Origin of the sequence: Undibacterium sp. CCC3.4 (assembly GCF_034347425.1) — a bacterium.
Taxonomy (GTDB): Bacteria; Pseudomonadota; Gammaproteobacteria; order Burkholderiales; family Burkholderiaceae_D; genus Undibacterium.
In genome coordinates, this window is sequence record NZ_CP133779.1 from 3463298 (window position 1) to 3483368 (window position 20071).

Annotated in this window: 18 protein-coding genes; 14 read left to right on the top strand and 4 right to left on the bottom strand. The window is 55.2% G+C overall.

Features of this window, described 5'->3' with window-relative positions:
• Positions 1-6 precede the first annotated feature (6 nt).
• Complete coding sequence (locus RHM61_RS15545; protein ID WP_322248203.1) at positions 7-1425, bottom strand: undecaprenyl-phosphate glucose phosphotransferase; 1419 nt, start codon at positions 1423-1425, stop codon at positions 7-9.
• A gap of 10 nt (positions 1426-1435) precedes the next feature.
• A complete protein-coding gene (locus RHM61_RS15550; protein ID WP_322248204.1) occupies positions 1436-2383 on the bottom strand; it encodes a glycosyltransferase family A protein in 948 nt (315 codons plus the stop codon).
• Positions 2384-2676: 293 nt separating this feature from the next.
• On the opposite strand from RHM61_RS15550, the gene RHM61_RS15555 reads away from it, so the two are divergent.
• The 5 genes from RHM61_RS15555 to RHM61_RS15575 are packed head-to-tail and all read left to right on the top strand — an operon-like array spanning position 2677 to position 7981.
• Positions 2677-3609: an SLBB domain-containing protein gene (locus tag RHM61_RS15555; protein WP_322248205.1), complete on the top strand. Its 933-nt coding sequence runs from the start codon at positions 2677-2679 to the stop codon at positions 3607-3609.
• Between the two features lie 8 nt (positions 3610-3617).
• On the top strand, positions 3618-5048 hold the full coding sequence (locus RHM61_RS15560; protein WP_322248206.1) for a Wzz/FepE/Etk N-terminal domain-containing protein: 1431 nt from the start codon (positions 3618-3620) through the stop codon (positions 5046-5048).
• Positions 5041-5994: a cellulose synthase operon protein YhjQ/BcsQ gene (locus tag RHM61_RS15565; protein ID WP_322248207.1), complete on the top strand. Its 954-nt coding sequence runs from the start codon at positions 5041-5043 to the stop codon at positions 5992-5994. Before RHM61_RS15560 ends, RHM61_RS15565 begins: the two co-directional genes overlap by 8 nt.
• The gene (locus tag RHM61_RS15570) at positions 5987-6910 is read left to right on the top strand and encodes a glycosyltransferase family 2 protein (RefSeq protein WP_322248208.1); all 924 of its coding nucleotides are present in this window, start codon (positions 5987-5989) and stop codon (positions 6908-6910) included. The genes RHM61_RS15565 and RHM61_RS15570 overlap by 8 nt, the downstream gene beginning before the upstream one ends.
• 9 nt (positions 6911-6919) lie before the next feature.
• Complete coding sequence (locus RHM61_RS15575; protein WP_322248209.1) at positions 6920-7981, top strand: acyltransferase; 1062 nt, start codon at positions 6920-6922, stop codon at positions 7979-7981.
• On the opposite strand, the gene RHM61_RS15580 is transcribed toward RHM61_RS15575, so the two are convergent.
• Positions 7890-9269: an O-antigen ligase family protein gene (locus RHM61_RS15580; protein WP_322248210.1), complete on the bottom strand. Its 1380-nt coding sequence runs from the start codon at positions 9267-9269 to the stop codon at positions 7890-7892. The two genes, RHM61_RS15575 and RHM61_RS15580, sit on opposite strands and share 92 nt — an antisense overlap.
• Positions 9270-9337: 68 nt before the next feature.
• On the opposite strand from RHM61_RS15580, the gene RHM61_RS15585 reads away from it, so the two are divergent.
• Together RHM61_RS15585 and RHM61_RS15590 are read left to right on the top strand one after the other, a co-directional pair.
• Positions 9338-11704 carry a hypothetical protein gene (locus tag RHM61_RS15585; RefSeq protein WP_322248211.1) on the top strand — a complete coding sequence of 789 codons (2367 nt, stop codon included), beginning with the start codon at positions 9338-9340 and terminating at the stop codon, positions 11702-11704.
• A 236-nt stretch (positions 11705-11940) separates the two neighbouring features.
• On the top strand, positions 11941-12966 hold the full coding sequence (locus RHM61_RS15590; protein WP_322248212.1) for an isocitrate lyase/phosphoenolpyruvate mutase family protein: 1026 nt from the start codon (positions 11941-11943) through the stop codon (positions 12964-12966).
• Here RHM61_RS15590 and RHM61_RS15595 read toward each other — a convergent pair.
• Positions 12963-13799: a WecB/TagA/CpsF family glycosyltransferase gene (locus tag RHM61_RS15595; protein ID WP_322248213.1), complete on the bottom strand. Its 837-nt coding sequence runs from the start codon at positions 13797-13799 to the stop codon at positions 12963-12965. The genes RHM61_RS15590 and RHM61_RS15595 overlap by 4 nt on opposite strands.
• On the opposite strand from RHM61_RS15595, the gene RHM61_RS15600 reads away from it, so the two are divergent.
• From RHM61_RS15600 to RHM61_RS15630, 7 genes are all read left to right on the top strand, one after another.
• Positions 13798-13935, top strand: a complete 138-nt coding sequence (locus RHM61_RS15600; RefSeq protein WP_322248214.1) for a hypothetical protein — start codon at positions 13798-13800, stop codon at positions 13933-13935. The genes RHM61_RS15595 and RHM61_RS15600 overlap by 2 nt on opposite strands.
• Positions 13913-14584: a phosphoribosylanthranilate isomerase gene (locus tag RHM61_RS15605; RefSeq protein ID WP_322248215.1), complete on the top strand. Its 672-nt coding sequence runs from the start codon at positions 13913-13915 to the stop codon at positions 14582-14584. The genes RHM61_RS15600 and RHM61_RS15605 overlap by 23 nt, the downstream gene beginning before the upstream one ends.
• A 58-nt stretch (positions 14585-14642) precedes the next feature.
• The gene (gene trpB / locus RHM61_RS15610) at positions 14643-15911 is read left to right on the top strand and encodes a tryptophan synthase subunit beta (RefSeq protein WP_322248216.1); all 1269 of its coding nucleotides are present in this window, start codon (positions 14643-14645) and stop codon (positions 15909-15911) included.
• Positions 15912-15924: 13 nt separating this feature from the next.
• A complete protein-coding gene (trpA, locus tag RHM61_RS15615; protein ID WP_322248217.1) occupies positions 15925-16722 on the top strand; it encodes a tryptophan synthase subunit alpha in 798 nt (265 codons plus the stop codon).
• A gap of 101 nt (positions 16723-16823) precedes the next feature.
• Positions 16824-17696, top strand: coding sequence for an acetyl-CoA carboxylase, carboxyltransferase subunit beta (accD, locus tag RHM61_RS15620; protein ID WP_322248218.1), 873 nt, complete (start codon positions 16824-16826; stop codon positions 17694-17696).
• Between the two features lie 84 nt (positions 17697-17780).
• On the top strand, positions 17781-19070 hold the full coding sequence (gene folC, locus RHM61_RS15625; RefSeq protein ID WP_322248219.1) for a bifunctional tetrahydrofolate synthase/dihydrofolate synthase: 1290 nt from the start codon (positions 17781-17783) through the stop codon (positions 19068-19070).
• Between the two features lie 46 nt (positions 19071-19116).
• Positions 19117-20067, top strand: a complete 951-nt coding sequence (locus RHM61_RS15630; protein ID WP_322248220.1) for an SPOR domain-containing protein — start codon at positions 19117-19119, stop codon at positions 20065-20067.
• Positions 20068-20071: the final 4 nt, after the last annotated feature.

A 20071-nucleotide genomic window follows, 5' to 3' on the forward strand; every position in this document is an offset into this window, starting at 1 on the left:
CGCGCTTCAGTAAGCGTTTTTGTCGCCGAATACCACTTTTACGGTGCGCCAGATGATGACGATGTCGAGCCAAATCGACCAGTGCTGCAGGTAATACAGATCATAATCGACCCGTGCCTGCATTTTTTCCAGCGTTTCAGTTTCGCCGCGTAAGCCGTTAACTTGGGCCCAACCGGTGATGCCAGGTTTGATTTTATGCCGGAACATATAGCCATTGACTAATTTGCGGTACAACTCATTGTGCGCGACGGCGTGCGGGCGCGGTCCGACCAAACTCATGTCGCCACTGAGGACATTGAATAGCTGTGGCAATTCATCGAGCGAAGTTTTGCGAATGAAACTGCCGAACTTGGTCACGCGGGTATCGCCAACGGTAGCTTGAATCACCGGCACGTCTTCCGGTTCGATTTTCATGCTGCGAAATTTATACACATTGATCGGTTTGCCGGCGATACCGTAGCGAACTTGGCGGAAAAAAATCGGCCCCGGTGAACTCATACGCACGCCGATGGCGACTGCCAGTAACACCGGGGCGAGCAAGATCAAACCGATGGTGGCACCGATGAAGTCGAGGACGCGCTTGGGAAGTCCGGCCAGACCGATGAACGGCGTTTCTATCGAGGCCAGTACCGGCCGCCCGGCTAATTCGCGCAATTGTATGCCGGGCATGCCGAAGATCAGCGATTCCGGCACAAAATAGGTGGTCACCGTGCTGTCGTAGAGAATTTCGAGGATTTCACCGAGTTCTTCCGGGTCGCGCGTGTTCATGCCGATGAAAACCACGTCAACCTTGATCTTGCCACTTTCCGGGTCAATCATCCATTCGGCCGCATCTTCGAGGTCGCCGAGGCGCGGCAGATTGCTCGGTGGTCGCGAGGTGTTGCGATTATCGAAAAAACCTATCACATCGACCGCCGCCAGCGGTGTATTGCGTAAGGAATTGACTAACTCGGCACAAGCGGAATTCGACCAGATCAGGATGGCTTTACGGCGGCGCGCCGGATTCGAGTAGTACAGGCCGGCGGTAGTCCGTATCAGCAGTGCCGTCAGCATCAGGGAAAACGGCGTCAACAGCAGCCATAGCAGCATCACCTTGCGCGATAATTGTTCTGAGGTTTTTTCTACATAAGCCGTCAGCAGCACGACCATGAAGACGATGAACCAGCGCCAAGTCAGCTTCGGGAATAAAGAAACAACGCGGCTGTCTTGCAGGGAATTGAGCAGGCGATGACTGGAAAAGACAATAATGCTGGTCAAGGCGGCGATCAAAATGCGGCCGCCGAAGACTTCGGCGTCGACATGCTCGACATTGAAAATAATCGCGATCAGCGTCAGGCACACGGCCACGCCGAAGGCCAGACCGGTGAGCACGGAAAGCAAGTGAACCGGCTGGGTGGCGTTACCTGGTGACGGAGAATTGAGCATGGCAGCGGTCTTATTTATCGGTATTTTGGGCGGTGTTTTTGAATAACAAGCGTTTGATTTGATTGAGTTGCCAGCTCTGCAGGTGGGCGCGGAATGGCGCATTCTCATAACGCGGCGCGCGGCGCAGGGCGGCACCACAGTAGCCGGCAATGATCAGCAAGCCGCCGATGATCAGTGGTTTTTCACGCATGCGAAAAATTCCTGAGGCCAAGGCATACAGCGGGTGATAGCCCATGAACCAGATGCCGCGCCCCCAGCGCAGTCGGCCGCGGTAAACGCTGCGGTCGGATGAGCCCATCAAGCGGTGATGTGTCAGGATCGCCTCGGGGTGATGAAAGCTGCGGGTATGCCAGCCCATCATGCGCGCGGTATGGACATCGATACCATCCCACAGCACTTCTTCGACGAAACCGCCGATCATTTCGAAAGCGCTGCGGCGGTATAGTTTGAATTGGCCGGCCACATGCTCGTCGATGGTCAATTCTTCCACCGCACCGCCGACTTCGGGCCGAAACACTTTGCCAGAGACGGCGGCGAGCTTGGGATCGGCAGCAAACTGAGCGAACATCAGCTCGAGGTAGCGCGGGCCGAAGGACATGTCGCCATCGAGTTTGGCGATGTATTCATAATCGCTGTGGGTAATTTGTGTGATGCCGAATTTGAAGGCGGCCACCACGCCGCCGCCGACTTTACGAAAGCCGCGGTCCGGGCGTTGCACCAAGCGAATGAAATCATAGCGTTCGGCATATTCCTGCACAATGGCGGCGGTGTCATCGCGCGAGCCATCATCGACGATGATCCATTCGACCGGCCGCACGGTTTGTGCCACCATGGAGTCGAGGGTCAGTCGTATCAGATCCGCTTCATCGCGGACTGGTGCGATGATCACCAGCTTGACGATGGTGATCGGTGCTGCTGTGGTGGCTGTGGTGGCTGTGGTGGGCAGAGGAAGTGTCATGCTGTATCTTTCATTCAATTAGCGCAATGTTAACGTAGCTTGCACTTAGAGACAATTTATTAATAGTGAAGAATTGTTATGTGGCATGATTATGCCCATGCCGTATTAATTTTCTTTGCTGCAGCGGTCGATTTGCCACGTGATTTTCAACAATGCAACTATTCCTCGCGTTTTGTTGGTTCTTGAGATCAAATGTTTGTACATATGACAAAAATTTGCAAATTGTTTAGTCTGCCGCGATAAAATACCTTGTTTCCTTTACTTGTCTGAATTTCAATGAGCGTGAAGCCTTTATGATGTTGACGTCGAAATCCTCTTGCTGGTCCCTGCTGTGGGTGTGCTTGTTTGTGCTGATGTCGCCGGTAATGGCGCAAAACAGTGGCGCCAGCAGTGAACAGGCGTCGACGCACTTGAAGGCCGACAGTCAGCTCATGAAGTTGCCATCGAAACCAAGCGCTGCAGCGGCGGAGTTCGCCGCGGCCGATGCCGGGTTTGATGTCGCCGGCGAAGGGGACCAATTGCTCATCACGGTATTCGGTCAGCCGGATCTTGGCGCAGACGTGGTAGTTGGGACCAATGGCAGTATCAGCCTGCCCTTGGTTGGTACGCTGATGGTGAAAGGGAAAACGGCCAGTGAGATCGCCAATTTGTTTGCCGATCGTCTGTTGCAGGGCCAGTATTTGCTTAATCCTAAAGTCGCCGTCAAACTCGGTCAGCAAATCAGTCGCAGTTTTTCTGTGCTCGGTGAAGTGCTGCGTCCCGGTCGCTTTCCTTTGCAGGGTTCGATCACAGTACTCGATGCCCTGAGCTTGGCTGGCGGGGTATCGCCGCGAGCCGATAAATACTTGCGTATTTTGCGTCGTACCGGTGTCGATGGTCAGACCGAATTGGCGCAATTTGCCAGTATTCGGCTCGATTTTGACGATGAAAAGAACCAAGAACAGTTCATTGCGAAAATTTTACCAAACGATGTGCTTATCGTCGGACAGCAAAAGAATTTTTATGTGTATGGCGAAGTGCGCCGTCCCGGCATGTATCCGATGGAAGACGAGCTCAATGTGATGCGGGTGTTGTCGATTGGCGGCGGCATGACCGAACGCGGCTCGAATTCGCGCATCGTGATTCATCGCAAAGCGCTCGATGGCCAAATCAAAGAGATCTCGGCGCGGATTACCGACGTGGTGTTGCCGGGTGATGTGGTGTTTATTAATGAACGGATTTTTTAAACGTGACGATGCGAAGTTCTTCAAGTGAGTTGATCTTATCTTTCACGCAGATTGGTGCCATGCTGCGGGCGCGGCGCGAACTGATTTTTATGATCACGGCCGGTGCCGTGCTGATCGCCGGCGTGGTCAGTTTGGTTCTGCCTAAAACCTATGTGGCGACGGCCGATATTTTCATCGATTATCGGATGAACGATCCTATCAGTGGCCGCCAGTTTCATCCGCTGCAGGATGAAAGTTATTTGGAAACTCAATTTGATGTGATCAAGAGCGTGCAAGTGGCCGAGCGCGTGATCGATAGTTTGCGCCTGCAAGATAGCGAAGAGAGCCGTCATTTGACGGCACGCTTCGGCGAGCAGCGTGGTTTGCGCGCGCTGGCCGAGTCGATCAGCAAGAATGTCGAAGTCGTGCCGCATAAGAACAGTCGGGTGATTGCGATCCAGTATTCGGCCGCCAACCCGCAGAGTGCCAAAGAGATCGTCAATGCGATCATCAAAGCGTATATCAGTTTGTCGCTGGAAATGATGAATGCGCCGGCACGCGCACGGAAAGATCAATACAATGCCCAGCTTGAATCGCTGAGCCGACAAATCGATGATATTCAAAAGAAACTCACCGCCTACCAGCAGGAATACCAAATCGTCGATCTCGATGAGCGTGTCGATCTGGAATCGCGCCAAATGACGGCCTTGAGCGCGCATTTACTCGATATTCAGATACAGCGCATCGATGCCCAGTCCAAGCAACGTTCGCTCAGTCAGTTGACGCAGCATGGGAATCTGAGCTCGGATTTGCCGGAAGTGGCTGGCATTGGTAATATTTCCGGCCTCAAGGCGGCGCTGATTTCACTCGATGCCCAGATGGCTAATGCCCGTAGTACCTTGGGGGTGCATCATCCGCGTTATCTGGCGATTGAAGAGGAACGACTGGCCTTACAGGCCAAGCTGCAGCGCGAATCGGGTACGGTGCTCAATACCATGCAAGCCGTCGATGGCCGTTTGGCGCAACAAGAAAAAGTGTTGGAGCAATCACTGGCTGGCTATCAGAAAAAAACTTTTGAAAATAAAAAGCACCGCGATGTGATCAGTTCGTATCAACGCCAGCTCGACAGCGTACAGAAAATTTACAATGCCGCGATCCAGAAATTCGATGAATTGTTGATGACCAGTAATGTCTCGATTTCCGATGCCACCGTTATGCAATGGGCCGAATTACCCGAAAAACATGCCAAGCCCTTGCTCAGGAATAATCTTATTTTCGGCTTGTTCGGCGGTTTGCTGTTCGGTTTGAGTGTCGCGTTTTTACTGGAATTATTAAAACGACGGGTGCGCTGTGTGGAAGACTTGGAACGTGAATTCGATGTGCCGGTGATGGCACAGGTCGGCTTCATTGAAACCGGGCCGGTGGCCAGTGTAGCGCGGGCGGGGAGCTCACATGTTTGAGTCGGAAAAATCAGCGCCGTCAGAAAATCCGGCACCGCTCAAAATCGGTCGCTTAGGGGACTTGTTTCTGCAGCGCGGACGCCTCAGTGCGGACCAAGTAGAGCAAATTTTCGCCCAACAGCAGCAAAAGAAAATGCGTTTCGGTGATGCGGCTCTGAGCCTTGGTTTATTGACGCAAACCGAGATCGACGCGGCGCTGGGCGAACAGTTCGGTTTTGGTGGGACTGAATTGTTAACTGGTGTGGCCGATCCCAAGCTGCGCTTTTTTCATGCGCCATTCTCGCGCGAAGCCGAAGAAATTCGCCGCTTGCGCAGCGAGTTGTTGCTCAAATTCAGTGCCAGCGAAAAAATTCGGATTGCCTTGGTGAGTGCCGGTGTTGGCGAAGGCAAGACCTATATGGCAGCCAGTTTGGCGATCGCCTTGTCGCAGCTCGGTCGGCGCACTTTACTGGTCGATGCCGATATGCGCTCGGGTAATTTGCATGAATTGTTTGCCTTACCCACGCCTGATGGCTTGTCATCGGTTCTGGCCGGCCGCATTCCCTTGTCGGCCGCTTTGATTCCTTTGCTGCCGAATTTACAGTTTTTACCGGCCGGCCCACGCGTGCCGAATCCTTTGGAAATTCTGCGGGTACCGCGCATCGGCGAGTTACTGCTAGGCTGTCATGAACAGTTTGATGCCGTAATTTTTGATAGTCACAGTGCCGCGGCGGCTTCGGATGCGCAAATGTTGGCGCATCAAGTGGGGGCAGTACTGTTAGTGGCACAGAAAGACCGCAGCTTGTTCTCTGATTTGCGTGGATTGAAAGAGGAAATGCAGAGTGCTGGTGTGGCGGTGATCGGCACGATTTACAACCAGCATGAAGAAGTGTCGCGCGTGCGCCGCTGGTGGAATTATTTGCCGTTTTTCAGACGCGCTGCCGTGCCAGTGAAGCCGCATGCCTGAGCTCAGTGTGTGCATTTGCACTTATCGAAGGCCGCAGTTGTTGGCGCGCTTACTCACTGCCGTGTTCGCGCAAAACTTGGCAGCGCAGCGCTTCGAAGTGGTGGTGCTCGATAATGATGCGCAACAGTCGGCCGCCTCGGTGTTGGCCGAGTTCGCTGCGCGCTTCCCGCAACGCTTGACCAGTCTCACCCTGAGCGTATCGAATATCTCGTTGGCGCGGAATGCCGTGATCGCCGCCGCCCGTGGCCAATACTTGTGTTTGATCGACGATGATGAGTGTCCGCAGCCGGATTGGCTGGAGCAATTATTGCGAGTACAACAGCAGTATGCGGCCGATGTGGTATTCGCACCGGTAGTGCCGGAGTATCAAGATGGGGTGCCGGAGTGGATACGTCGGGGCGGATATTTTGAGCGCGCGCGTATGCCTAGCGGTACCCGCATTGACGATAAAAATGCCCGCAGCGGTAATGTCTTGCTGCGGCGTGCAGCTCTGGCACCCAGCGTTGATGGTAATGGGCCGTTTGACACGGCGTATGGCAATAGTGGTGGCGAAGATACCATGTTGTTTCGCCGTTTGCTGGCCGCTGGTGCCGGCATGGTCTGGTGCGATGAAGCGGCAGTCAGTGAACAAGTGCCGCTGGAACGCGCCAGCGCGCGCTGGTTATTACAGAGGTCGTTTCGGACTGGGCAATTATTCATGCGCACCGAGCTGGCAATGGCGGCACAGCCGCGTCGCCGCGCCGCGTACCTGGTGCTGCGCGCGCTGCTGCAAGCTGTGTTGGCCGCGCTGTTGGCCCTTGGTTTGCTGGTCTTCAAGCCGCTGCGAGCATTTCATTGGGCGCGCATCGTCGCCTCTCAGTGCGGCAAGCTCAATCACTTCCGCGGTAAAAAACCGCATATTTATGGACAAGCCTGAAGTATCTCTATGCACCCTGTAAATTCCCTGCCGCATGCCGCCCGGCTGCCGGCGCTCGATGGCTTGCGGGCTGTCTCGATCTTGCTGGTCTTGTTTTCCCACGCTTGGCTTGGTCACTTAATACCCGGCGGTTTGGGTGTGACGATCTTTTTCTTTATCAGTGGCTACATCATTACCCGTTTAATGATCAGCGAAACGCGCCAGTACGGGGCGCTGCGGCTGCGGCAATTTTACTTGCGGCGGGTGTTTCGCTTGATGCCAGCCTTGCTGGTATTCGTCGTCGCTGCGCTGCTTGTCATGGCTTGTGCCGGGGTAGTTTGGCAATGGCAGGAGTTGGCTTCGGTATTCTTTTATTTTGCCAATTATTTTGCTATTTTCATCGGTTACAGCGGCGAAGTCTTGCCGCCGCCTTTGTCTATTACTTGGTCGCTGGCAGTGGAAGAACATTTTTACATGGTGTTTCCATTTTTATTCTTGGCCTTGATTGCCAAACCACGCCGTTTTCTTGCCTGCATCCTGAGCTTGTTGGTGCTGGTGCTGGCTTGGCGCGTCTATCTGGTGTATGGGGTCGGGCTCGATCAATTAGTCCATTACCGTATCTATAAAGCCACCGATACAAGGGCCGATTCCATCTTATACGGCACTGCCTTGGCTTTGATTGAAGCATATTTCCCGCGCGTGCAGGGCTATTTGCAGCGGCCCGCGCTGGCGGCCCTTGGTGTGCTGCTGTTGTTGGCCACCTTAGTGTTTCGCGATGAAGCCTTCCGTGAATCGTATCGCTACTCTTTGCAAGGTATCGCTTTGCTGTGCCTGTTTTCTTATGCGGTGCTGCAGCCAACTCGGGTTCAAGCTTGCTTGGCTGCGCCACTGATGCTGTATATCGGTCGCATCAGTTACTCACTCTATCTGTATCACTGGCTGGTGTTCGGCATGATGACGGTGTGGTTGCCGCCTTTGGCGCTGCCGCTGCGGGTAGCAATCATGCTCGCGGCCTCGCTGCTGCTGGCCGATTTATCCTGCCGCTGGGTCGAACAACCTGGGTTGGCTCTGGGTCGGCGTTTGCTGCGCTGAGGCGGCGGTTGACGCAGGTGCTGGCGACGAGTGCGAAGATAAAAAACACGTTTTGAAAACCAAAGCCGCGAAACAGGCTGCTTTCGGTAAAATTGGTCACCACGACCACCAACAACATGGCACTCCAGAAGGCCGCTTGCAAGCGGTCGCCATGCGCCATGATGGCCAGTTGACGCGCTTGCGTGAGTAATACCAGTACGGTTCCACCCAGCCCGATCAAACCTTGTTCATTGAGTATGTCGAGATAACCATTATGCGATTGCAAGGGTATCCAGTTGAGCGCGCTGATCACATATTGCGACAAACTGTCGGGCCCCAGCCAAAATGCACCGTAACCGAGTCCGATGACCCAGTGCCGATGAATTTCCAGCCAAACCAAGTTCCAAATATCGGTGCGACCGGTTAAATCAGAACCTTTGCCAAATAAACTCGCGATCGGTGCCGATACTTCTGGCCAAGTTGGAAAGCGCGATTCTTGCAAATAGAATGCATACAACATCAGCAGGATCAGACACAACAGGCTGAGCAGGATGCGCGTCAGTGAGTAGTCGGAAGAGAGACGGCGTTTTCTGAACAGATGAAACACGGCGCTGGTTGAGAGCGCGATCAACAGGCTGGTCGAACTTTTACTCATGATGAGCATGAAAAAACTGAACAGCAGCGCAGCGCCCAAGAATTTGCTATCGATACGCTCCATGCAAGCCTTGACTTGCCACAGCAAGAGCGCCATCGCTGCAACTTGCCCGAGTTCATTTTTTTGCGATAAGGCACCGCGCCAGGCATTGCCGAGTTCGTAATCGATGCCAATCGAGGGGAAGGCGAGTGCCATTACCAGCGACAGCAGCAGCATGCCCATCAATACCCGCAACAAGGCCGTGACTATCAGATGCAGTGGCTGAGGTGCAAGTTGTATGGATAGGCCGATGAGGACGATGCCATACAGCTGTATGGCACGTTTAAAACTGACGCCGGCCAAGGGCGACCACAGACTCGATAGTAAGCACCACAGCAAGACTAACAGCAGGAAAGGGTTGATCGCACGTAAATCTTGGCGCGCCACCGGTAAATTGCGGTACAGCACATATAGCGCGACCAAGATCAGGCTGCCCCATTCGAGCTTGGTAGTCAGCGAGCCCTCCATGGTCAAGGCCGAGGTGCCGGCATAGTCCCAGGATATGCCGTATGGCAATAATGAGAAGATGGCAAACAACATCACCATGGCTTGTATCAGGTGGATTTCAACTGCTGGTAAGGCTGGGGCTTGTTGTTGAGTAGAAAGAATCTTCATCGGCGCATAGGTTTAGCAATTGTTTGTGAGATATTCTACTGGCTGGCTTTGCTAATGCGATTTATTTCATGAATTATTTTCCAACAATCGGCCGTTTTGTCCTTGCTGCCGGGCTGCTGCTGGGTTCACTGACGGCGTCGGCTGCGACGAATCCCGATTGGTATCGTTTCGATGTCAATCCCGATCAATTTTCCAGTATCACCGATTTCAGTGCGCTCAATCAGCCCCTGACGGCGGCCGACCGGGTGTTTGCCAAGGATGCGCATTTTTACCGCGTCGGTGCCGATGGGAAAGCCAATAGCGCCGACGATACGCGCGTGCGCTTTTTCGGCATCAGTTTGGCTGGTGCAGCCAATTTTCCGACTCCCGAGCAGGCGCTGCAATTGGCGCGACGCTTGCGTAGTCTCGGTTTTAATGCGGTGCGCCTGCATCACCTCGACAGTGTACTCAGTGATAGCAGCGACGATCCGCAAGGCATCTTGGGCAGTGGGGCCTTTCCGAGTTTCAACCCGGTGGCGCTGAGTCGTTTGCGCGGCTTGATCGATGCGCTCAAGCAGGAGGGCCTGTATGTGAATTTGAACTTACATGTGGGATATACATTTCGCTATGCCGTCGATCAAGTGACACCGCTGCCGCCCGGCAGTAGCATGCCCTTTGCCAGTCATCCACTGCATTTGTTTGAGCCACGTATGCTGACTTTGCAGGTTGAGTATGCGCAACAACTGATACGACGCCTGCACTTGAATGAAGATAGTGCCTTGGCGATGATAGAGATCAGCAACGAATCGTCCTTGCTCGGGGCTTGGCAAAGACGTGAACTCGATGCTTTGCCGGGCGAATACCAACGCTTATTGCAACTGCAGTGGCAGCATTGGATAGTGCGGCAATATGGCAGTGTGGAGCAAGCTTGTGCCCGCTGGGATAGTTGCGGACTCAGTCGCAGCGGTGCGCTCTTGCTACAGCAAGAGGAAGCCCGGGTGCTGACCGAAGGCAGCGGATGGCTGGGCCGTGCTGCGCAACTGTTGCGGCGCTGTTTGCGGCGCATAGACTGGCCTTTGCCAGCCTTGCTGGAGACGCAATATGTCGGGGCGGAGCGTGGTGCGCAGCGGCGCGTGCTCGATTTCACTGCATTTCTGGTGGCGATGGATAAGCAGTATCTCGATACCCTGCGTGCGGCAGTGCGCGCCGAGGTCGGGCCCTTGGTACCCTTGAGCGGTACGCAAATGTATTTCGGTGGCATTTTGAATGCCGATGCCCAGCGCGAGCTCGATTATGTCGACGAGCATGTGTATGTCGATCATTATGATTTTCCTCATCAGCCTTGGGATAGACATGACTGGCGCATCCGTGATCAGTCAGCCTTGCGGGAGGGTTGGGAAGTCTTGCTGAAACGGGCGTTTTACCGTGACCGTAACAAGCCTTTCGTCATCAGTGAATATAACCAAGCTTATCCGAATCATCAGAGTGCCGAAATCATACCGGTCATGGCTGCGCTGGCGAGTATGCAGGATTGGGATGGTTTGTTCTTTTTTCATTACGGTGACCTCGCTGCCAGCCGCACTGCACCGGACAGTTTTGCGCTCAAAGGGCAGGGCGGGCAATTGGTCACCAGCGGCAGCGCGGCGGCCTTGTTTCGCTTGTTTCAAATTCCAGCGCTGCCGCAACAGTTGAGCATTGTCGTCCCGAGCGCGGTACGGCATAGCGTGGCGGCGATGGCTGAGGGTGTCAGTTCGGATGCGTATCTCGATTATCTGCGCGTGCGCTATGGTATCACGGTGAAAGATGCGTTTTTCAAACGCATCGCGGTTGATCACCGTGTCGAGCGGGCACCCGCCAGCGTGGCCGTGGCGGCGCTGCCGCAGAGCGATCCTTGGCGCCTCAAGGGGCGCGAGCTGGTGTATCGCCCGCTCGGGCCGAGTCTGCAACTGGCGGGGCGCTTTTCCGCCTTGTTTGCCGGTTTCGGCGACTCGTCTGAACGTACTTGGCTCACGCCAAGTTTCGCGCCGCTGGGACGGCAGTTCGGGGTGTTTTTGCTCAGCAGTCGCGATGCCTTGCCCTTGAACAGTTCGCGCCGTATGTTGTTGACTGTCAGCGCTGCCACCAGTAGCAGTCAACCCGATTCCTTCCCCGAACGAGCCAAAAATCTGATTGCTTACCCCGGCGAGCGCGGCTGGTGGACTCTCGAACCGGATACCAGTCATGCCACGCAAGCCTCGGGGCCGCGGGATGGCAGTGGCTCGATGTGGTTGGAACAGATAGCGGTGAAGTTGTTTGTGCCGCGCAGTGCGCGGCGTGTGGTGGTGTTTCCGCTCAATGAATCCGGTCAACGGCAGCCAGCTTTGCCGGCCCAGCAGGTGCAGGCCGTCGCCGGTGGGGTGCAAATCAGCCTCAATGAGCCGAATCCTTGGTTTGAGTTGTTATTTTTGGATGACTGAGTCAAACATGTTGCTATGTGGGAGCACAATTTCGTATTGTGAAACAAGGGCGGAAATTTGATGCATATCATTTCTCATTGCAAGAAATGTCGTTTCATATCGCGATAAATTGGCGCTAAGACATTGTTTTATATGATTAAAATATTTTTCGGATGTCTTATATAAGACATTGTTGCGATGCAAAAATTCCCCTATGATAGATTCAAAGGTTTTCGATTTGACTATAGGGGAGCACGATGACAGCACACGCTCAACACGCAGCGCAATTACAAACAATGTGGGATGCCAACCCGCGTTGGCAGGGGATTGAACGCCATTACACGGCCGAGCAGGTGTTGGCCCGGCGTGGCGCGCTGCCTCTGATTGTCGGAGCGGCCAAAGATGGTGCTGACAAGTTATGGCAATTATTGACGCAACAGCGCGTCGTGCATGCCTTAAGCGCAGCCAGCGGCCATGAAGCGGTGCAGCAGGTTCAAGCCGGATTGAAAGTCGTTTACTGTGCCGCTCCGGCCGTCCCTCAGTTGGTGGCGGCGATTACCGCCGCGCTCACGCAGGCGCAGCAAATCCCAGTTCTCGAAGGGGCGGGCGCGCAGGACTTTTGCGTGCCGTTGGTGGTCGATGCGGTGGCCAGTGACAGTGCGCAACAGGATGTCTTTGCACAAATGCAAGCCTTGCTGGGCGCCGGTGCGGCCGCGGTGCAGTTCGGCGACCAAGCTGACCGTGCCGGCGGCTTGCTGCCTGTTGCGGAGATGATAGCGCGCCTGCAGGCGGCGCGCTTGGCCGCCGATGTGCTGGGTGTGCCGACGCTGCTGATTGCGCGCACCGATGCCTTATTGGCCGAGCGTCAAGTTAACGGTTGGCGTCCCAGTCGTACTGATGTCGATCAGGCGTTGACGCGCGCGCTCGCGTATGCCGCTTCGGCCGATGTGATCTGGTGCGCCAGCGATAAGCCCGATCTGGCCAATGCCAAAGCTTTTGCCGCAGGTGTGCATGCGGTTTTCCCCGGCAAACTGTTGGCTTATCACTGCTCGCCTACATTTCAGTGGAAGCAGCAGCTTGATGATGTAACCATTGCCAAGTTCCAAAAAGAACTCGCTGCCATGGGTTATCAATTTCAGTTCATCTCACTGGCTGCACTGGCACCGCCGGAGGGGGCGATGTTTGATTTTGCCCAGGCGTATGCGCGCCGGCAAATGCCGGCTTTTGTGGAATGGCAAGAATTGCTGGGCAAGCAGGCGTGTGAGCTGAAGAAAGTAGCTTAGTTGTTTTTTTGTGCGCGCCACTGGCGCAGCGCAATCGGGAAAAACTTCATGCCTTGGACCGTGTAGCGTTGCCACAAGCGGCGCGGCTCACTGGCCAAACGCCACAACCATTCCATGCCTATGCCTTGCATCCACAGCGGTGCCCGGCGTTTCTGGCCGAGCGCGAATTCCATCGCCGCCCCTACACACAATAGCAGCGGCGCATTGTTCTGAGTTTGTTCGCGGCGGTAGCGGAAGGCAAACTGTTCTTGCTTCGGCATGCCCAAGCAAATGAAGACAATTTGCGCCTGAGATGCGCTGATTTTTGCGATGGCCAGATCGGCTTCGGCGCCGTCCGGCGTGAATTGCATCGAGGGGCAAAAGATGCTGACGCGTAAACCCGGATAGCTGTTGGCAAAGCCTTGTAGCAAAGCCTGCTCCTGACCAGGCATGCCACCGAGCACGAAGATCGACCTATTTTCTGTCATGCAATCTTTGCAAAGAGCCACAAACAAATCGGCCCCGGTCACCCGTTCCGGCAGTGCTGCCTTGCCGCCACGACTGACCCACACCAGTGGCATGCCGTCGGCGTAGATGTAATCGGCCGTGGCGTAGAGCGCTTTGAATTCTGCTGTACTTTCCAGTCGCACGATGTGGTCGACATTCGGGGTGACCACGACCCGACTCGGCTGGCCGCGGCTAGCCGCTACCGCCATCAGGCTGTCCCGCGCCTCGGAAAAGCGCTGGCGTTGAATTGTCAGGCCGAACAAGGGCGTAGTCAGAGTTGGGGGCAGAGCTGGCGTCATGGGTGTCGCGGTCGGCGTGCTGGGCGGGAGTGCAGGAGTAGGGTTCATGGCGCTGATTATCTCAGAACTTCTGCTGTTTGATGCTCAAAAGCGCATCGGCGGGCTGCTGTTTCGATCAATTAAGGGTAAGATTGTCGCCTTCCGATCAGCTTTGCCTATCTATGTCCCATCGCACCCGTATTAAAATCTGCGGCCTGACCCGCGCCACCGACGTCGCCTTGGCGGCGGCTGCCGGTGCCGATGCGCTCGGCTTGGTGTTTTATCCGCCCAGTCCGCGTGCCGTGACGGCGACGGGCGCTGCGCGCTTGCTGAAAGATTTGCCGCCGTTCATCGTTTCGGTCGGTTTATTCGTCAATCCCAGCGCTGCCGAGCTCGCCGCGGTGTTGCGCCAAGCGCCGTTACAGCTGCTGCAATTTCATGGTGATGAAACGCCGCAGCAGGCGGGCGACTTAGCTGGCGCGGTTGCGCGACCGTTTTTAAAGGCGTTTCGCGTCAAGCCCGACACCAAAGCCGAAGATTTGATAGAATGTGAACTTGCCTATCGGCGTGCCAGTCCATTTTTCAATGGCTTGCTGCTCGATACCTTCGTGGCAGAATATGGTGGTAGTGGAAAGGTTTTTGATTGGTCTCTCATTCCAAAAGAGCTCGCGCCTCGGGTCGTTTTAAGTGGTGGCTTGAGCGTACACAACGTGACTGGCGCAGTGAGCCAGGTACGACCGTTTGCCGTTGACATCAGCAGTGGTGTCGAAGCGGCAAAAGGCGTGAAGGATGAATCCAAGCTGCGCGCATTCATTGCTGCAGTACGCTTGGCAGACCAGCGACCGGCAGACTGATGGCGCGCATGATGCGTTTGATTCAGTTGCAGGTCCACAAAGAACTCTCAGGACTACTATGAAACCCTTGTCTTCCCTCCCGGTACGCAGCGCCTTAGGCGATGTTGAGCCAACCGCCATTTATCAATCGAGTAATTACCATTTTCCTGATGCCGACGGCCATTTCGGTCGTTACGGCGGCAGCTTCGTCTCTGAAACGCTGACGCACGCCTTGGCCGAGCTGAGCCAAGCGTATGCACGCTATCAGCATGACCGGGAATTTTTGCAAGAATATCGTAACGAACTCAAGTACTTCGTCGGTCGACCTTCGCCGGTCTACCATGCGCGGCGCTGGTCTGAACTCATGGGTGGCGCGCAGATTTACATGAAGCGCGAAGATCTCAATCATACTGGTGCGCATAAAATCAATAACGTGATCGGTCAGGCTTTACTGGCCAAGCGCATGGGTAAGCCACGCGTGATCGCAGAAACCGGTGCCGGTCAGCATGGCGTGGCAACTGCCACGATTTGTGCGCGCTTCGGTTTGGAGTGCGTGATCTACATGGGTTCCGAAGACATCAAGCGGCAAGCGCAGAATGTGTACCGCATGAAGTTGCTGGGAGCGAGTGTGGTGGCGGTGGAGTCGGGTTCGAAGACGCTCAAGGATGCACTCAATGAAGCCATGCGCGATTGGGTCACCAATGTGGAAAATACCTTTTACATCATCGGCACGGTCGCCGGTCCGCACCCCTATCCTATGATGGTGCGCGATTTTCAAGCCGTCATCGGCGAAGAATGCTTGTGGCAAATGCCGGAGCAAACCGGACGTCAGCCTGATTTTGTCGTGGCTTGCGTCGGCGGTGGCTCCAATGCCATGGGGATTTTTTATCCTTACATCGATGAAACGCAGACTGCCTTAATCGGCGTCGAGGCAGCCGGCGAGGGCATCGCCAGTGGCAAGCACTCGGCTTCGCTGACGGCCGGTTCGCCGGGCGTGTTGCATGGTAATCGCACCTATCTGCTGCAGGATGAAAATGGTCAGATCATCGAAACCCATTCGGTCTCGGCCGGGCTCGATTATCCCGGTGTCGGCCCTGAGCATGCCTGGCTGAAAGATTGTGGGCGCGCTCAATATGTGACTATCACCGATGACGAAGCATTACAAGCTTTTCACGATTGCTGCCGCATTGAAGGCATTATTCCGGCGCTGGAATCGAGTCATGCCTTGGCCTATGCAGCAAAATTGGCGGCGACGCTGCAACACGATCAAATCGTGTTGGTCAACTTGTCTGGCCGTGGTGACAAAGATATGCATACCGTCGCCGAGCGCGCCGGTCTGGCACTGTAAAGCGAGGCTTACCATGTCAAGAATTCATACAACTTTGGCGGCTCTGGCTCAACAAGGTAAAAAAGGTTTGATTCCCTTCATGACCGCCGGCGATCCCGCGCCAGCGCTGACGGTGCCGCTGATGCATGCGCTCGTCGCCGGTGGTGCCGACATCATCGAACTCGGGGTGCCGTTTTCTGACCCGATGGCCGATGGTCCGGTGATACAGCGCGCTTCCGAACGGGCGCTCAAGGCCGGAGTCGGTTTGCGCGATGTGCTGGGCTATGTGCGCGAATTCCGTTTGACCGATGCACACACCCCGGTGGTCTTGATGGGTTACGCCAATCCTATCGAACGCATGGGGCAGCAGCAGTTTATCGCTGCCGCGGCGGCGGCCGGAGTGGACGGTGTGCTGGTGGTCGATTATCCACCAGAAGAGTGTCGCGAGTTTGCTGCCGCCATGCGCGCGCAGCAAATGGATGCAATCTTCTTGCTGGCACCAACCTCGAGCGAGGCGCGGATGGCTTTGGTTGGCCAGATCGCCAGCGGTTACGTGTATTATGTCTCACTCAAAGGCGTCACCGGTTCCGGCAGCCTGGATTTATCTGCTGTTGCTGAAATGATACCGCGGATCCGTCAGCATGTCAGTGTGCCGGTTGGGGTCGGCTTCGGGATACGCGATGGTGCCACGGCGCGCGCGATTGCCAATGTCTCTGATGCTGTCGTGATTGGTTCGCGCCTGATCGAAGAATTAGAGCGCACGCCGCATGAAAATGCCGTTGCGGCAGTAAAAAGTTTTATTTCTGGTGTCAGAAAGGCCTTGGACGAGTAAAATACGCGCCGAACACCATCAAACGGCTGCAACGGCTTTTGTATCAGGCCGAGCCAGACGCCACTTGCATCGCTTGCAAGTGGCTGCAAAGAGGAGAAAACATGAGTTGGTTAGAAAAATTGTTACCACCGCGCATACAGCGCTCGGAATCGGCAAATCGTAAATCGATCCCGGAGGGTCTGTGGGTCAAGTGTCCGTCCTGCGAAGCCGTGCTGTACCGTTCGGATTTGGAAGCCAATATCCATGTCTGTCCTAAATGCAGCCATCATATGCGTATCGGTGCGCGTGAGCGTCTTGATGCCTTGCTTGATGCCGGTGGTCGGTATGAAATCGGTCAGGAAATTTTGCCGATTGATACGCTCAAGTTCAAAGATAGTAAAAAATATCCCGATCGTCTCAAAGATGCCTTGGAAACTACCGGTGAAACCGATGCCCTCATTGTGATGGGCGGTTCCATCATGTCGGTGCCAGTTGTGACGGCGTGTTTTGAATTTGAATTCATGGGCGGCTCCATGGGTTCGGTGGTCGGTGAGCGTTTCGTGCGCGGTGCCCAAGCGGCACTCGAGCAAAAAGTGCCGTTTATCTGTATCACGGCAACCGGTGGCGCACGTATGCAAGAAGGTTTGTTATCCTTGATGCAAATGGCGAAAACCACCTCGATGCTGACCAAGTTGTCGGAACAGCGCTTGCCTTTCATTTCGGTGCTGACTGATCCAACCATGGGTGGCGTGTCGGCTTCGTTTGCCTTCCTCGGTGACGTCGTCATGGCCGAACCGAAGGCCTTGATCGGCTTTGCCGGTCCGCGCGTGATCGAAAACACGGTAAGGGAAAAACTGCCGGAAGGTTTCCAGCGTTCCGAATTTTTGTTGCAAAAAGGGGCGATCGACATGATTGTTGATCGTCGCAAGATGCGCGAAGAAATCGCCCGTTTGTTAGCGCTGTTACAGAATCAGCCAGCCGAAGCGGTGGCGTAAAGTCGCGTGCCGCTGACAGCGACGTGTGTGTGTTAATTTTTTTTGAAAAGCCCGACCTCTTTTCGGGCTTTTTTTATTGCTACTATGCCAAATTTGCCCGATAGCTTGCCGACCTGGCTGGCCTTGCTTGAAACTCGCCATGCCAAAGAAATTGACATGGGGCTCGATCGCGTCGCCGCCGTCAAACAAAGCCTGGACATCCGCTTCGCTGTGCCTGTGATTATGGTGGCTGGCACCAATGGTAAAGGCTCGACCTGTGCGATGCTCGAAGCGATCTTGCTCGAAGCCGGTTATCGGGTGGGTTTGTACAGCAAGCCGCATTTCCTCGATTTCAATGAACGTGCGCGTATCAATGGCACGCCGGTGCAAGATCAATTATTCATCGATAGCTTTGCCGCCGTGGAAGCGGCGCGTGGCAGTATTTCGCTGACTTACTTCGAATTCACCACGCTGGCCATTTGCAAGTTGCTGGCCGATGCGCCGCTCGATGTTGTGATCCTCGAAGTTGGTCTTGGCGGTCGTCTCGATGCCGTCAATGTATTCGATGCCGATGTCGCGATTGTGACCAGTGTCGACATCGATCACGTCGATTATCTCGGCGATACGCGGGAAAAAATCGGCTTTGAAAAAGCCGGTATTTTCCGCGCCGGCAAGCCGGCTATTTGCAGTGATCCACAGCCGCCGCAGTCTTTGATCGATCATGCTCAGGCCATCGGTGCCGATTTACGTTTGTTCGGGCGCGACTTCAATTACAACGGCGATAAGCAGCAATGGAATTTCGCCGGGCGCGATCAGCGGCGCAATTCACTTGGTTATCCTAGTCTGCGCGGTGCCAATCAACTCTTGAATGCCTCGGCGGTGCTGGCAGCCTTGGAAGCCTTGCGTCATGTCTTGCCGGTGGGCGCGCAGGAAGTGCGTACCGGCTTGGTGATGGTCGATTTGCCCGGGCGTTTTCAAGTCATGCCGGGGCGGCCGACCGTGGTGCTCGATGTCGCGCATAATCCGCATGCCGCCGCTACCTTGTCGCAAAATCTCGATAATATGGGCTTTCATGCCTATACTTACGCGGTCTTTGGTTCCATGCTCGATAAAGACGTGGCCGGGGTGATCGCGCAACTCAAGCAAAAGATCGATCATTGGCATGTCTGCGATTTACCGCTGCCGCGCGCTGCCTCTGCCGGCGCACTTAAGCAACTGTTACTGGCCGCGGACGTGCTCGATGACGCTGAAAAAAGCATCACTGAGTTCAGTTCGCCCGAAAATGCCTATGCTGATGCGCTCAGTAAGGCGGGTGAAAATGATAGAATAGTGGTCTTCGGTTCCTTTCTGACGGTGGCCGGAGTGATGCGTGCCAGACGAGCGGCACTGCATTGATGCCGCAAATGATCAGATCAATCAAATATTAAGCAGATATTCGCACATGGGTTTGCTCTCGCGCTTTAAAAAAAAGCCAGAAACATCGAATGCTCACGAAAACGGTGAATTTCGCTCACGCTCTGCCGAAGACAGTTTGGAATCGCGCGCGCGTGGTAAAAAAACCGAGGCACCGCGCCGTGGTCAGCTCAGCGACCCTATGCTGCCGGAAAAAAAGCGCGCACGCCGACGTTTGATCGGTGCCGTGGCGCTGGCGCTGGCTGTCATCATCGGTTTGCCGATGTTGCTCGATTCCGAACCCAAGCCCTTGTCCGATGACATCAGTATTCGCATTCCTTCCAAAGATAAGCCTCTGAGTGCCGCTTCGGCGGCGGCGCAATTGCCTGTGCCGGCACGTCAAATCGCTGCTCCGGAGCTTGATGCCAGCGAAGAAATCATCGAGCCGGTGAGCCCGGCGACCAACAAAGTGGCAGCGCTCGTCGCTGCTCCGCAGCCGACTCCGCATGTTGTTGCGGCCGAGATACCGGCGAAACTCGAACGCCTGCCAGAATTGAAGAGCGAGCCTAAGCCGGAAGTTAAACCGCCCAAGCCGAGCAAACCGGTCGAAGCCGAAGTGGCCCTCAAGCCTGAGCATAAGAGTGAGAGCAAAGCCGAGCCTAAGCTGGAGAGCAAGCCAGAGCCTGCGAAAGCGCTCAAGTCCGACGACGATGCGGCGCGCGCGCTGGCCATACTCGAAGGAAAAAGCAGCCCGAAAGCCGCGCCGAAGTCTGCTTATTTGGTACAGGTAGCAGCCTTGGCGGCGCAGGATAAAGTCGATGATTTACAGGCCAAGCTCAAGGCGGCCGGCATCCATTCTTACACCCAGAAAGTGGCGACCTCCTCGGGGGAGAAAATTCGAGTGCGGGTTGGACCTTTCGAGTCGCACGAAGAAGCCGATAGAATGCAAGCCAAGCTCAGCAAACTCGGTGTCGGCGGCACGCTGATTCCGGCTAACTGAGGGC

What these genes read in the sequence shown, in the direction of transcription:
- RHM61_RS15565 (WP_322248207.1), top strand. Translation starts at nt 5,041, where the DNA reads ATGTTTGAGTCGGAAAAATCAGCGCCGTCAGAAAATCCGGCACCGCTC.
- RHM61_RS15595 (WP_322248213.1), bottom strand. Translation starts at nt 13,799, where the DNA reads ATGAACCCTACTCCTGCACTCCCGCCCAGCACGCCGACCGCGACACCC.
- accD (WP_322248218.1), top strand. Translation starts at nt 16,824, where the DNA reads ATGAGTTGGTTAGAAAAATTGTTACCACCGCGCATACAGCGCTCGGAA.
- RHM61_RS15575 (WP_322248209.1), top strand. Translation starts at nt 6,920, where the DNA reads ATGCACCCTGTAAATTCCCTGCCGCATGCCGCCCGGCTGCCGGCGCTC.
- RHM61_RS15570 (WP_322248208.1), top strand. Translation starts at nt 5,987, where the DNA reads ATGCCTGAGCTCAGTGTGTGCATTTGCACTTATCGAAGGCCGCAGTTG.
- RHM61_RS15560 (WP_322248206.1), top strand. Translation starts at nt 3,618, where the DNA reads ATGCGAAGTTCTTCAAGTGAGTTGATCTTATCTTTCACGCAGATTGGT.
- trpA (WP_322248217.1), top strand. Translation starts at nt 15,925, where the DNA reads ATGTCAAGAATTCATACAACTTTGGCGGCTCTGGCTCAACAAGGTAAA.
- RHM61_RS15630 (WP_322248220.1), top strand. Translation starts at nt 19,117, where the DNA reads ATGGGTTTGCTCTCGCGCTTTAAAAAAAAGCCAGAAACATCGAATGCT.
- RHM61_RS15545 (WP_322248203.1), bottom strand. Translation starts at nt 1,425, where the DNA reads ATGCTCAATTCTCCGTCACCAGGTAACGCCACCCAGCCGGTTCACTTG.
- RHM61_RS15605 (WP_322248215.1), top strand. Translation starts at nt 13,913, where the DNA reads ATGTCCCATCGCACCCGTATTAAAATCTGCGGCCTGACCCGCGCCACC.
- RHM61_RS15590 (WP_322248212.1), top strand. Translation starts at nt 11,941, where the DNA reads ATGACAGCACACGCTCAACACGCAGCGCAATTACAAACAATGTGGGAT.
- RHM61_RS15555 (WP_322248205.1), top strand. Translation starts at nt 2,677, where the DNA reads ATGATGTTGACGTCGAAATCCTCTTGCTGGTCCCTGCTGTGGGTGTGC.
- RHM61_RS15550 (WP_322248204.1), bottom strand. Translation starts at nt 2,383, where the DNA reads ATGACACTTCCTCTGCCCACCACAGCCACCACAGCCACCACAGCAGCA.
- RHM61_RS15600 (WP_322248214.1), top strand. Translation starts at nt 13,798, where the DNA reads ATGGCGCTGATTATCTCAGAACTTCTGCTGTTTGATGCTCAAAAGCGC.
- RHM61_RS15580 (WP_322248210.1), bottom strand. Translation starts at nt 9,269, where the DNA reads ATGAAGATTCTTTCTACTCAACAACAAGCCCCAGCCTTACCAGCAGTT.
- trpB (WP_322248216.1), top strand. Translation starts at nt 14,643, where the DNA reads ATGAAACCCTTGTCTTCCCTCCCGGTACGCAGCGCCTTAGGCGATGTT.
- folC (WP_322248219.1), top strand. Translation starts at nt 17,781, where the DNA reads ATGCCAAATTTGCCCGATAGCTTGCCGACCTGGCTGGCCTTGCTTGAA.
- RHM61_RS15585 (WP_322248211.1), top strand. Translation starts at nt 9,338, where the DNA reads ATGAATTATTTTCCAACAATCGGCCGTTTTGTCCTTGCTGCCGGGCTG.